We start from the raw sequence: 13,323 nt of genomic DNA, 5'->3' as shown, positions 1-13,323 counted from the left end.
GCCGGACGAACTGCTCGTCCAGGAGATCCGGGTGGGTAACCAGGGCACCGGCTTCGGCTTGGTCGCGGCCGCCGGTGCGCCTGGCTCACCCATCGCCTCAGGTGTCGACGCTCGCGTAGGCGTCCAGACCGTAGTTCGTGGCATACGCGTTCTCGACCCCGACCAGAAGGTCGACCATCTCGAAGTACCGATCCCAGAACGGCGTCTCGCGCAGCGCCTCGACGAGCAGCTGGTACGAGTGGTGGTCGTCGGCCTCCCACACCCACACGTCGGTCACTCGCGCGGAGTAGAACTCGGTGTCGAAGAAGCGGGACCGGACGCCCTTCACCTTGCTCTCGATGGCGGGGAGGACCTCGGTCTTGAAGGCCGACACCCGTTGTTCGACGGTGAGCCCGAGCCACTCGGGCGTGGTCTTCACCAGCATGAAAGCGGTCACTTCGGACATGGTGCTTCCTCTCGATCAGGCGTAAGCGCCGGCTTCGATGTCTTCGGCCAGGCTCGGTCCGTACGGGGTCCACTTCAGGAGTTCGCGGGTGCGCGCGCTGGACGCGGACATGTCCAGCGCGAAGAACCGGCCGACGAACCCGAAGTGCTCGGCGGCGTTCTCCGGCGCCACGGACACCACCGGGACGTCGAGCGTCCGTCCGATGGCTTCGGCGATCTCTTTCGTGGTGACGGCTTCTTCCGCGACCGCGTGGAGCAGCGAGCCGGTGGGCGCGCCTTCCAGCCCCAGGCGGACGAGCCGAGCCGCGTCGGTGCGGTGCACGGCGGCCCAGGCGGCGGTGCCGTCGCCGAGATACCCGGAGACGCCGTGCTTGCGGGCGGCCGCGACGAGCGCGGCGACGAACCCGTGGTCGCCGACGCCGTGCACGGACGGCGCGAAGCGGGCACTGATCACCCGCATGCCCTTTTCGGCGTACTCCAGCGCGAGGTTCTCGGCGCCGCCACGGTGGGAGCCGGGGCCGACGGCGGGGGAGAGGTCGGTCTCGGTGGCGGGGCGTCCGGTGGCCAGGGTCGAGAGGCCCGCGGCGAGAACGAAGGCCCGGCCGGTGCCGGTCAAGGTGTCGGCGAAGGTCTGGACGGCCGCCCGCTCGGCCCGGTCGGACTCCGCGGGGTTGGCCCAGTCGTGCTTGTTCGCCAGGTGGATGACGGCGTCGGCCGACTCGGCGCCCGCACGGAGGCCGTCGAGATCGTCCAGGTCGCCGCGGTGGACCCGGGCGCCCTTCCGCTCCAGAGCGGTGGCGGAGTCGTCCGATCGGGCGAGGCCGGTGACCTCGTGGCCGGCGTCGAGCAGTTCGTCCACGACGGCCGAGCCGATCCAGCCGGTCGCCCCGGTGACGAATACGTGCATGGGAATGCTCCTTCTACTTGGTGTTACGGGAAAGCCGTGATTGCAGGACGACGAGCGCCCCGAGGACGAGCACGCTGACCCCGATCACCCGGAGTGCCGTGCTCGCGCCGGTGACGAACGCGGAGATCACTTCGGGGGAGCGGCTGGGCGCGGCGACAGACAGGGCCTGCGCGACGGTGTGCGGATCGTGGGCCTCGCGGATGTCTTCCGGCAGCGCCGCGACGAAGCGTCCGGTGAGGACGGTGCCGATGACCGCGACACCGAGCGCGCTGCCGAATTCGCGCGTGGTGGCCTGCAGCCCGGCGCCGACACCGGCCTGCGCCGGGGGCAGTGAACCGGAGATCGCGGCGGACAACGTCGGCAGGGCCAGCGTGACACCGATCCCGGTCACCACGAGCCAGGCAGCGTAGACAGGATACGGCGTCGAAGAGTCGCTTGTGGACAGTCCGATGAGGCCGCAGCCGCAGAAGAGGAACGCGATGGCGACGACGACGTCGACTCCGAAGCGCTGGACGAGCTTGCCCACGTGCCGCGCGCCGAGGACGACCGGGACGGTCAGCGGGATGATCCCGAGCCCGGTCGGCAGTACCCCGAAACCCTTGCCGTACTGGAGGAAGGACGCGTTGACGTAGAACAACGCGAACATCCCGAAGAAGATCGCGGTCATACCGAGACAGGCGCTGCGCAGCGCGGGCACCCGGAACAACCGGGGATCGAGCAACGGGTGCTCGGCCTTCAGTTCCACGAACATCCACAAGGCGAACAGCACGACCGAACCGGCGAATCCGGCCAAGACGATCGGGCTGGTCCACCCTGCTTCAGGTCCTTCGACGATGCCGAGCAGCAGCGCGACCGACGCGCCGACGAGCAGGACGGCGCCGAGCGGGCTGAGCGGCCGCTCGTGCCGCGGCGACACCGGCGCGATCCGGGCGACTAGCGCGGCGAGCGCCAGCGAGAGCGGGACGGCGGCAGCGAACAGCCAGCGCCACGATCCGCCCGCCAGTACGGCCCCGCCGCCGACATTCCCGACGACACCGCCGATTCCGGTCATCGACGCCCAGGTCGCGATGGTCACGCCCTTGCGCTCGGCGGGAATGGCGTGCAGCAGGACGGCGAGCGTGTTGGGCAGGACCGCGGCGGCCCCGATCCCGGTGATCGCCCGGCCCGCCAGCAGGAAGGGCACGTTCGGCGCGATCGCCGACAGCAGCGCGCCGAGCGCGAAAAGCGCCAGGCCCGCGAGCAGGACCCCCTTGCGGCCGAAGCGATCGCCCGCCGCTCCACCGGGGATCACCAGACAGGCGAAGAAAATGACGTAGGTGTCGACGATCCAGATCAAGGCCGACGCGGACGGGTGGAGGTCGCTCGCGGCGAGCATCGGGACGGCGAGGTTGATCGCGGCGACCATCCCGACGACGAGTACGACACAGGCGCACATGGCGGTCAACAGGCCGCGTCGGTCCGCCGCGGTTTCGGCAGCGTCGCGGATTTGAAGTCGGAGTGGCATGTCCACGACGCTATGGGCCTGCGGATTCTTCGCGCCACGCAACATTGGCAAAAGAGAGTTGCGTACGATGCAACTATGGCCGATCAGCTGGATCTGAACCTCTTGCGGGTGTTCGACGCCTTGCTGCGGGAGGGCAGCGTGACGGCGGCCGCCGAACGCCTGCATCTGTCGATCCCGGCGGCGAGCCGGGCGCTGGGCCGGTTGCGGCGCGCGATGGGGGATCCGATCCTCGTGCGCGCCGGCCGCGGGATGGTGCCGACGCCGTTCGCGCTCCGCACGGCCCCGCGGGTGCGATCGCTGCTCGACGAGGCGTCGGCCTTGATCAGCGCGGACCGCGAGTTGTCTCTCGGCGACCTCGAACGCACTTTCACCATCCGCATCAACGACGGCGTCGCCGCGACACTGGCGACGGTGGCCGTCGAGGCGACCGCCGCCGTCGCTCCGGGCGTCGTCCTGCGCTTCGTCGCGGAAGGCAGTGAAAGCACCGAAGCCTTGCGAGACGGTTCGGTGGATCTGGACATCGGCGCGGGTGACATCACGGCCCCCGACATCCACTCGGAGCTGCTCTACCACGAACGTGTGGTCGCGATCGTCAGGGCGGACGGCCCGCTCGGCGGTGTGCGGCGTCCGACGCTGGCGCAGCTTTGCCGCTATCCCCACGTTTCCGCGTCACGGCGAGGCCGGGGCAGAGGCCCGCTCGACGACGTGCTCGAGGCGGCCGGCCTCCAGCGCCGGGTCGCCGCGGTCGTCCCCACTTCCGCGGTCGCCGCGTTCCTGGTCGCGTCGAGCGACTACATCGGGCTCGCGCCCCAGCGGCTCGCCGAGCACTACGGCCGGTCACTCGGCATCCGCTGGTTCCCGATCCCCGCCGAGCTTCCGCGGATCGAGGTCTGCCAGCTCTGGCACGCGCGGCTCGACGCCGACCCGGCCCAGCGCTGGCTGCGTGACACGATCCACGCCGCGCTCGGGCGGTCCGGTGGTAGAGTCCCGAAGGTTGATCAACACCGATCGAGTACGAAAGCGAGGTGAGCGGCACATGCCGGAAGACAGTTCTGGACCGACCGGACGTGGTCGCCGTTCACCCGTGTGCGCGGTGCGCTGACCTTCTCCGGTCTCCTTTCCCTGTCTGGCTTTGTGTACGCACGCCAGAAAAGAGCCGGAACCATGAACACCTTCGAAATGCTGCTCAGGGTCGGCACCGGCGTCGGCCTCGGCGCCGTCATCGGTATCGAGCGCCAGTATCGCGCCCGGATGGCCGGACTCCGCACCAACGCCCTCGTCGCCGTCGGCGCGACGCTGTTCGTCCTGTTGTCCGCCCACGGTTTCGGCGGGCTGAACACCAGCGGTGACGCCGACCCGACGCGGGTCGCCGCCCAGATCGTCTCCGGTATCGGTTTCCTCGGCGCCGGCGTGATCCTGCGCGACGGCCTGAACGTGCGCGGGCTCAACACCGCGGCCACCCTCTGGTGCTCGGCCGCCGTCGGATCCCTTGCGGGAGCGGGACTTTACGTCGTCGCACTCGCCGGGACTGCGGTGATCGTCGGGGTCAACGTGCTGTTGCGCCCGCTCGGCCGCGTCGTCGACCGCCGCCCGGAACAGCGGGAAGACGACCTCGTGAGTGGTAAGGACGGTTAGAACGAAGGGCGCCCACGGGACCTCGCTGTGGTCGGTCCCCGTTCGGGTCCGTGAAGGAGTCCTTCATGGCAGGGTGGGTCGTGCTCGTCAGCTGGGTATAAGGGGGCTTTCGCTGCGTCTTATGCGGTGATGGGACCCTTCGCGTCTTGCTGGGCCCCGTGTTGGCGATTTGAGCGCGTCCCCAATGTGGCATTGGGGACGCACACCGTCTCCCATGCCACATTGGGCGCATCGGGGCGCCGGAGCGCCGCCGATCACGGCGCCATCTTCGCCGTACGAGTCAAGAGAACCAATCGTGTCTCAGCTACCTACGTTCGGGCGGTTTCGCGTGACTGTAGGGACGACACATGTGATCAGACGGACGACACACGTGTCCAGACGGACGACTCACGAGCAGGACAGGAAGTCCAGCAATATCCCGGAGAACTCGCCGGGCTTCTCCAGATTGATCATGTGCGCGACCCCGGGGACGACCAGTTTCCGGGCGTCGCGCGCCTCGTTTTCGATCTGGTCCGCGATGGCGATGATGTCCGTGGAATCCAGATCCCCCACCAAGGTCAGGGTGCGCGGGGTCAGCTCGCCGACGCGCTCGATGGCCCGTAGCTCGTCCATCAGCGTGAAGCCGGCGAGCCCGTGGCGCACGATCGTCTGCGTGTACATCTCCTGGCACAGCAGCCGGACCCGCTGATCGACTTCCGTGGGCGCCCGCCGGGGCCCGTCCACCCACATGCGCAGGATGCACTCGATGGCGGCGGGAAGATCGCCCCGGGCGCCCGCCTCTTCGAGTTTCTTGTTCTGTTCCAGGACGAAGGGATCCTTCGTCACCATCGCGCTGAGGCCGGTCGCGACGAGGACGAGGTTCTCGACCTGCTCCGGATACGTCAGCGCGAAATCGACCGCGATCCGCCCACCGCCGGACAAGCCGACCAGTGACGCGCGGGGGAGGTCCAGCGCGGTCATCAGCGCGCGGAGATCCTCGTAGTGCCTGAACCGTTCCGTCGGCGTGGACGACTCGCCGTGTCCGCGCGCGTCGTACCGGATGGCGGTGTGACGCCGGCTGAGTTCGCTCATCTCGGCATCCCACATCCGGGAGTCGAGCATGCCGCCGTGGAGCAGGACGACGGGATCACCCTCGCCCCGGATCTCGTACGCGAGCTCGCCGTTCTCGACCGGGATTCGACCGTGGGTCATACGTCCACGCTACCGAAGAACGCACGAAGGCCCCTTTCCCGAAAGTGCGGGGAAAGGGGCCTTCGCGTGTGGTGCTTACGCCTGGGTCATCTTCCGCAGGACGTACTGCAGGATGCCGCCGTTGCGGTAGTAGTCCGCTTCACCCGGGGTGTCGATGCGGACGTCCGCGTCGAACTCCACCTTGGTGCCGTCGGTTTTCGTCGCGGTGACGTGGACCGTGCGCGGGGTCTCGCCGTCGTTCAGCTTCGTGATGCCCGAGATGTCGAACGTCTCGGTGCCGTCGAGGCCGAGCGACGAGGCCGACTCGCCCGCCGGGAACTGCAGCGGGATGACGCCCATGCCGATCAGGTTCGACCGGTGGATGCGCTCGAACGACTCGGTGATCACCGCACGCACGCCCAGCAGGCTCGTGCCCTTGGCCGCCCAGTCACGGGACGAACCGGAGCCGTACTCCTTGCCGCCCAGGACGACCAGCGGGATGTCCTGCGCCGCGTAGTTCTGCGCCGCGTCGTAGATGAACGCCTGCGGGGCGTCGGCCTGGGTGAAGTCGCGGGTGTAGCCGCCCTGCACGTCGTCCAGCAGCTGGTTGCGCAGCCGGATGTTCGCGAAGGTGCCGCGGATCATGACCTCGTGGTTACCGCGACGCGAGCCGTAGGAGTTGAAGTCCTTCTTCTCCACGCCGTGCTCGGTCAGGTACTGCGCGGCCGGGGTGCCCGGCTTGATCGCGCCGGCGGGGGAGATGTGGTCGGTGGTGACCGAGTCGCCCAGCTTCGCCAGCACGCGCGCGCCGGCGATGTCGGTGACCGGGGCGGGCTCCGCCTGCATGCCCTCGAAGTACGGGGGCTTCCGGACGTAGGTGGACTCCGCGTCCCAGTCGAAGGTCTTGCCCTCGGGGGTCGGCAGCGACTTCCACCGCTCGCCACCGTCGAAGACGTCGGCGTAGTCCTTGGTGAACATCTCCTGCGTGATCGCGTAGTCGATGGTCTCCTGGATCTCCTTGGCCGACGGCCAGATGTCCTTCAGGAAGACGTCGTTGCCGTCGGAGTCCTGGCCGAGCGGCTGGGCCTCGAAGTCGAAGTCCATCGTGCCGGCGAGCGCGTACGCGATGACCAGCGGCGGCGACGCGAGGTAGTTCATCTTCACGTCGGGGTTGATGCGGCCTTCGAAGTTCCGGTTGCCCGAGAGCACCGAAACCGCGGTGAGGTCGTTCTCCTGGATCGCGGCGGAGATCTCGTCCGAGAGCGGGCCGGAGTTGCCGATGCAGGTGGTGCAGCCGTAGCCGACCAGGTGGTAGCCCAGCTTCTCCAGATACGGCCAGAGACCGGCCTTGTCGTAGTAGTCGGTGACGACCTGCGAACCCGGCGCCATGGAGGTCTTGACCCACGGCTTGACCGCGAGGCCCTTGTCGACCGCGTTCCGCGCGAGCAGCGCCGCGCCGAGCATGACCGACGGGTTGGAGGTGTTGGTGCACGAGGTGATCGAGGCGATCACCACGGCGCCGTGGTCGAGGATGAACTCGCCGCGGTCCGAGGTGCTGACCTTGATCGGGTTGGTCGGGCGGCCGCTGTGGCCGTTCGCCGCCGACTGGATGTCGACCGCGCCCTCGTCCTTGAAGGACAGGGCGGCCGGGTCACTGGCCGGGAAGGACTCCTCGACGGCCTCGTCCACGTTGGTGTGCGGGACCTGCTCGCCGCCCACGTAGTCGTGGATCGACTTGCGGAACGAGTTCTTCGCGTCGGTGAGCTCGATGCGGTCCTGCGGGCGCTTCGGGCCGGCGATCGACGGGACGACCGTCGACAGGTCCAGCTCGAGGTACTCGGAGTACTCCGGCTCGTGCGACGGGTCGTGCCAGAGGCCCTGCTCCTTGGCGTAGGCCTCGACGAGCGCGACCTGCTCCTCGGAGCGGCCGGTGAGCTTGAGGTAGCGGACGGTCTCCTCGTCGATCGGGAAGATCGCCGCGGTGGAGCCGAACTCGGGGCTCATGTTGCCGATGGTGGCGCGGTTCGCCAGCGGCACCGCGCCGACGCTCTCGCCGTAGAACTCGACGAACTTGCTGACCACGCCGTGCTTGCGCAGCATCTCGGTGATGGTGAGCACGACGTCGGTGGCGGTCACGCCGGTCGGGATCTCGCCGGTGAGCTTGAAGCCGACGACGCGCGGGATGAGCATGGAGACCGGCTGGCCCAGCATGGCGGCCTCGGCCTCGATGCCGCCGACGCCCCAGCCCAGCACGCCGAGGCCGTTGACCATGGTGGTGTGCGAGTCGGTGCCGACGCAGGAGTCGGGGTACGCCTGGCCGTTGCGGGCCATCACCGTGCGCGCGAGGTGCTCGATGTTGACCTGGTGCACGATGCCGGTGCCCGGCGGGACGACCTTGAACTCGTCGAAGGCGCCCTGGCCCCAGCGCAGGAACTGGTAGCGCTCGCGGTTGCGCTCGTATTCGATCTCGACGTTGCGCTCGAAGGCGTCGGCGCGGCCGAAGACGTCGATGATGACGGAGTGGTCGATGACCAGTTCGGCGGGGGCGAGCGGGTTGACCTTGTCCGGGTCGCCGCCGAGGTCGGTGACGGCCTCGCGCATGGTGGCGAGGTCGACGACACAGGGCACGCCGGTGAAGTCCTGCATGATCACGCGGGCGGGCGTGAACTGGATCTCGATCGACGGGTCGGCCTTGGCGTCCCAGTTGCCGAGCGCGCGGATGTGGTCGGCGGTGATGTTCGCGCCGTCCTCGGTCCGCAGCAGGTTCTCGAGCAGGATCTTCAAGCTGTAGGGAAGGCGCTGGGAGCCCTCGACCTTGTTCAGGCGGAAAACCTCGTAGGAGGAGTCGCCCACCTTCAGCGTGTCTTTGGCGCCGAAGCTGTCCTTGCTGGCGGGTGCGGTCACTTCTAACTCCAGTGGCGGGTCAGTTCGGTGTGTTCTCCAGGTCGTTCGGGCCGACCCGGAGCGAGTGTTGCGCACCCCCACCGTAGGTCCGGACCCGGGATGGCACACCTCGTTCGTCCTTTCAAACAGTACGCCCGTCCTGTTTGGCTTGGCAAGCCGACACGCGGGTCGCGAAGGTCTCATCGACCTGCGGCCGTTCGAGTGACGAAACGTTCGTCTGTTCGTCCCCCGTTGAGGGGAAATGGTGCCTACGGTGTGTAAGTTCCTGGTGGTGCTTCTGGTAATGCTGTGACGGCAGTGGCACAGTGAGTTCATTGTTCAAGATCGGGAGGTGGGTGGATCGTGCGTGGTGAAGCCGGGTCGGGGACCGGTGCCCGCCGTGGCATGACCATCGGCGCCCTCGGCATCGCCCTGTTGCTCGGGGTGACGGGTACCGCCGTTGCGGTGCCGCCGCCTCCGCCTAACCCCAGTGACTCCGAGATCAACTCCAGCAAGGCCGACGCCAACGCCAAGGCGGGCGACGTCGGCAGGCTCACGAACCAGCTGGCCCAGGCCGAGTCGAAGCTCGCGCAGCTCAACGACGACGTCGAGCTGAAGATGGAAGAGGCCAACAAGGCCAGGGTCGACGCGGAGACCGCGCAGGACGAAGCCGCGCAGGCCGATCGCGAGGCGCGGTCCGCGCGCACCGAATCCGACGCCGCGCAGGCGACCATCGACAAGGCCCGCGCCGACCTCGACAAATTCGCCGCCGCGAGTTTCCAGCAGGGCAGCACGATCGGCTCGGTGTCGGCGTATCTGACCGCCAACAGCCCGAAGGAACTCCTCGGCCGCGCCCAGATGCTCGACGCGGTCGGCGGCAGCAGGCTCAACGCGCTCGACGCGATGAAGCGCGCGCAGACGGACAAGTCCAACAAGGACGCGACCGCGCGCAAGAAGCTGGAGATCGCGCAGGAGCGCAAGCGCGCGGCCGAGGCGGCCAAGCACGAGGCCGACAACGCGCAGAGTGCCGCGCAGCACGCCCAGGACACCCAGGCCACGCAGAACCAGAAACTCGAAGCCGACAAGGCCAGCGTCGAGAAGCAGCTCTTCGAAGCGCAGCAGAAGGTCAACGGCCTGCAGGGGCAGCGGCAGCGCTACGAGGACTGGAAGGCGCAGAAGGCCCGCGAGGACGAGGAGCGCGCCCGTCAGGCCGCTCTCGCCGCGGAAAGGCCCAGCCAGGGCGGCGGTGGCCGTCCGTCCGGCAGGCCCGTCCAGTCGGCTCCGGCCGGGGCGAGCGTCGAGGCCGTCGTCCGGCGGGCGCTGGCGCAGCTCGGAGTGGTCTACGCGTGGGGTGGCGGCAACACCTCCGGCCCCACCCGCGGTATCCGCGACGGTGGTACGGCCGACCGCTACGGCGACTACAACAAGATCGGCTTCGACTGCTCGGGCCTGATGATCTACGCGTTCGCCGGGGTGAAGTCGCTTCCGCACTACAGCGGCTACCAGTACAACGCCGGGCGCAAGGTGCCGCTCTCCCAGATGCGCCGCGGCGACATGCTCTTCTGGGGCGGCAGCGCGCGGGGCATCCACCACGTCGCGATGTACCTCGGGAACGGCCAGATGGTCGAGGCGCCGCAGTCGGGCCTGAGGGTCCGGATCGCGCCGGTGCGGTACGGCGGCATCATGCCGTACGCGACCCGCCTGATCGGATAGAGCGTGTCTCCCGAACTGAAGGCGGCAGGTCGGGCGACGACACGCGCGCGCGTTTCTTTTCGGCCGGAGGCCTCGGATTTGCGGAGGCGGGCCGTTGACACGGCTGAGCGAGTAGCTCCCCCATGCCGCGGCCCGGCTGCGGAAATCCGAAAGCGCGCTTCGAGAGACAGAGGCTAGGCGTGTCCTACGCGGGGATCGTGCTGGCGGGCGGCGCCGCGCGTCGGCTGTCCGGTGTGGACAAACCCGCGCTCCCCGTCGGCGGGAAACCGTTGCTGGCCAGGGCTTTGACGGCCCTCGCGGACGCGGAGCCGGTGATCGTCGTCGGGCCGGAACGGCCGGGATTCGGCGACGTCGTCTGGACCAGGGAATCGTCACCGGGAACCGGTCCGGTGGCCGCGCTGGCGGCCGGGCTCGCGTTGGTGCGCACGGAGCTCGTCGTGGTACTGGCCGGTGATCTCGCCGGCGTCCGGAAGTCCACTGTGGACCGGCTGATGGCGGCGCTCGGCCGGGCTTCGGGGGCCGTGCTGGTCGACGCCACGGGGGAGCGGCAGTGGCTGCTCGGCGCCTGGCGTGCGGAGGCCTTGCGCGACGCCCTGCCGGAAACGGTGGAGAACGCGTCGCTTCGGCGGACGTTGGGCGGTCTGGAGATCGTCGACGTGCCCGAGGAGCCCGGCGAGAGCGCCGACATCGACACGCCGGAGGATCTGGACAGGTTTTCCTGACCGAAGCCGGGGAACGCGGGCGGGTGGTTCGGCATCATAAGCCGGTGAGCGACCTGCATCCGGACGAGTACGAGTCGGACCTCCTGCGCGACGGCGAGGGATTCATCGAGGATTTCGACACGTGGTCCGCGCTGCTCGCGCTGGAGGCCGTGCTCGACGAAGCGCTCACCGAACCGGAGATCGCTTCGGGACTTCGCAAGGAGGGGCTGCGCGCCGAAGACGCCCGCACGGCCGTGCTCGGCGACGTCACCGCGCTCGCGCGGATCCGGATGGCGCGGGAACGGGCGGACGTGGTCTTCGAACGACCCCGTCGCCTGCCGTTCCGGCGGGTGACCTTCCGTGAGGCGGGCTGGTTGCTCGTGACGTGTGCGCTTCTCGTCGGGTACCTCCGGATCCTGCAGCTGACGTGGTCGTCGATGCCGTTGCCGTTCCAGCTGGTCGGCGTGCTGGGGCTCGGCGGCGTGATCGGGATGGCCGTCCTGGTCATCGGCCGCCGGATCCCCGGGCTCTTCGTCACCGAGGGCTGGCAACGCACCGAGGAGTGGGCACATCCGGAGATGGTCGGCTTGGGCGACCGGTGGGAGTTCGCGCTGCGGGAGATCGTCCTGCCCGCCCTCCGGGACCATCTGCGGGATCACCGGCGGATCCGCTCGGGCCTGGAGCTCGTCTTCGAAGAGCCGGACGCCTCGGAGGAGCTGGAAGCGGGGCTCGTGCGGACGGCCGCGGTGAAACGGCTGCGGCGGATCGTCGATCGGGCGGATTCGGTGGCCGTCGCGCTCGCCGGGCACCGGGGGACCGGCAAGACCACGTCGATCCGTTCGCTGGAACAGGGCCTGCTGAGCCGGTCGGACCGGGCGGCGCCACTGGTCGTGGTCGCCTCCGCGCCCGCCGCGTACGAGGCCCGCGACTTCGTGCTGCACCTGCACGCTTTGCTCTGCAAGGCGGTGCTGGCGAAGATCTCGAAGGGCGCGCGAACGGTGTCCGGCCGTCTCCGTCGGCGGCGGATGCTCGGGCGTTCACTTCGGAAGGCGTTGGCGTTCCTGGTGTTCTGGGGAGTGGCGGCGTCGGCCGTCTGGCTGCTGTGGGGCGGGACGCCTTGGCAGGACCTCTGGACGCTCGCCCTCGATGTCGCCAACGGGCGCGTGACGCCTCAGCAGGTGTGGACGGGACAGTCCACGGCGAAGCTCTTCGCTCTCGGAGTGGTCTCACTGTTCCTGCTGCGGCTGGTGTTCGGCGTGGTGACGTCCGGGGCCGCGGTCGTCCGGCTGCTGATCGCGCGGCGCCGGGACATCCGCCTGGCGGGCTTCCGTCGCCTCACCGAACAGCAACTCGACCGGATCCGGTTCCTGCAGACCTACACGACCGGATGGTCCGGGAAGCTCAGCATGCCGCTGAAGGGGGAAGCGGGCCGCACCTGGTCGACTCAGCGTGCCGAACAGCAGCTCACCCATCCGGAGGTCGTGGACAAGTTCCGCGAGTTCGCCGAAGAGGCGGCTCGGCGGCTCGACGTGGAGCGGGTCGCCGGCCGGGTGGTGATCGCGATCGACGAACTGGACAAGATCGGCGAGCCCGGCAAGGCGCACCAGTTCATCAACGACGTGAAGGGCGTCTTCGACGTTCCGGGGTGCCTGTTCTTCGTGTCCGTCTCGGACGACGCCGTCCTCGGCTTCGAACAGCGGGGGCTCGGCGTCCGGGACGCCTTCGACAGCGCTTTCTCGGAGATGGTGCGGCTCGAACCGTTCACTTTGGACGAAAGCAGGCTCTGGATCGCCTTGCGGTTGCGGGGGATCTCCGAACAGTTCTGCTACCTGGCCCATTGTCTGTCGGGAGGCCTGCCCCGCGACCTCAAACGCTGCGCCACGGAGATGGTCGATCTCGCGAACGAGGTCTATCAGCCGTCTTTGGAGATCGTCGCGCGAAGCCTCGTCACGGGGGAGCTGGCGGGCAAGGCCCGCGCCTTCATCGCCACCGCGGCCACGTTGGACCGATCGCCGGAACTGGTCGCGCTGACCACGGAACTGCTCGGCATGCCGGGCACGGAGGAGCCGGAAGCGCTGGCCGCGATCGCCGAACGACTGGTGGCCGACGGCGACACCGACGCCGCCGCGATCAGCGATCTGCGCTGGCACAGCGGCTGTTTCGTGCTGTTCTGCGCGACCGTGCTGGAGGTCTTCGACGACACGCTGACCGGCGACCGGCTGACGCCCCGCCTGCACCGGCTCGCCGTCGTCCGGCAGCGGATGGCGATGCATCCGAAACAGGCGTGGGACGACCTGGTGAAGTTCCGCGGCGAGGCCCCTTCACAGCCGTCATACCGCTGATCGGGTTGGCTACCGTCACGAACG

10 protein-coding genes are annotated in these 13,323 nt (G+C 68.9%); 5 read left to right on the top strand and 5 right to left on the bottom strand.

Translation table 11 applies throughout. The annotated features are described in order from the left end of the window. Positions 1-97: 97 nt before the first annotated feature. Genes AJAP_RS20105 through AJAP_RS20095 form a run of 3 tightly spaced genes read right to left on the bottom strand, consistent with a single transcriptional unit; the run spans position 98 to position 2,786 of the window. Positions 98-445, bottom strand: a complete 348-nt coding sequence (locus AJAP_RS20105; protein ID WP_038514004.1) for a darcynin family protein — start codon at positions 443-445, stop codon at positions 98-100. Positions 446-460: 15 nt separating this feature from the next. Then, on the bottom strand, positions 461-1,351 hold the full coding sequence (locus tag AJAP_RS20100) for an SDR family oxidoreductase (protein ID WP_038514001.1): 891 nt from the start codon (positions 1,349-1,351) through the stop codon (positions 461-463). 13 nt (positions 1,352-1,364) lie between these two features. Continuing rightward, the gene (locus AJAP_RS20095; protein WP_038513999.1) at positions 1,365-2,786 is read right to left on the bottom strand and encodes an MFS transporter; all 1,422 of its coding nucleotides are present in this window, start codon (positions 2,784-2,786) and stop codon (positions 1,365-1,367) included. 144 nt (positions 2,787-2,930) lie between these two features. On the opposite strand from AJAP_RS20095, the gene AJAP_RS20090 reads away from it, so the two are divergent. Together AJAP_RS20090 and AJAP_RS20085 are read left to right on the top strand one after the other, a co-directional pair. Then, the gene (locus AJAP_RS20090; protein WP_038513996.1) at positions 2,931-3,884 is read left to right on the top strand and encodes a LysR family transcriptional regulator; all 954 of its coding nucleotides are present in this window, start codon (positions 2,931-2,933) and stop codon (positions 3,882-3,884) included. A 135-nt stretch (positions 3,885-4,019) separates the two neighbouring features. Beyond that, positions 4,020-4,490 (top strand): MgtC/SapB family protein, encoded by a 471-nt coding sequence (locus AJAP_RS20085; protein WP_016334107.1) that lies wholly within the window; start codon positions 4,020-4,022, stop codon positions 4,488-4,490. Between the two features lie 387 nt (positions 4,491-4,877). Here AJAP_RS20085 and AJAP_RS20080 read toward each other — a convergent pair whose 3' ends face one another. Further along, entirely contained in the window at positions 4,878-5,681 is an 804-nt protein-coding gene (locus AJAP_RS20080) for an alpha/beta fold hydrolase (RefSeq protein WP_038513993.1), read from the bottom strand. A 75-nt stretch (positions 5,682-5,756) separates the two neighbouring features. Then, positions 5,757-8,564: an aconitate hydratase gene (locus tag AJAP_RS20075; protein ID WP_038513991.1), complete on the bottom strand. Its 2,808-nt coding sequence runs from the start codon at positions 8,562-8,564 to the stop codon at positions 5,757-5,759. A gap of 342 nt (positions 8,565-8,906) precedes the next feature. Here AJAP_RS20075 and AJAP_RS20070 point away from each other — a divergent pair, with 342 nt between their 5' ends. From AJAP_RS20070 to AJAP_RS20060, 3 genes are all read left to right on the top strand, one after another. Beyond that, a complete protein-coding gene (locus AJAP_RS20070; RefSeq protein WP_038513988.1) occupies positions 8,907-10,256 on the top strand; it encodes an NlpC/P60 family protein in 1,350 nt (449 codons plus the stop codon). Positions 10,257-10,435: 179 nt separating this feature from the next. After that, positions 10,436-10,978, top strand: coding sequence for a molybdenum cofactor guanylyltransferase (mobA, locus tag AJAP_RS20065; RefSeq protein ID WP_038513985.1), 543 nt, complete (start codon positions 10,436-10,438; stop codon positions 10,976-10,978). Between the two features lie 44 nt (positions 10,979-11,022). Then, a complete protein-coding gene (locus tag AJAP_RS20060) occupies positions 11,023-13,299 on the top strand; it encodes a hypothetical protein (protein ID WP_038513982.1) in 2,277 nt (758 codons plus the stop codon). Positions 13,300-13,323: the final 24 nt, after the last annotated feature.

This window comes from Amycolatopsis japonica (assembly GCF_000732925.1).
Classification (GTDB): domain Bacteria; phylum Actinomycetota; class Actinomycetes; order Mycobacteriales; family Pseudonocardiaceae; genus Amycolatopsis; species Amycolatopsis japonica.
Note: the sequence above shows the minus strand (reverse complement) of the source record. Positions and strands in the feature narration are given on the sequence as shown.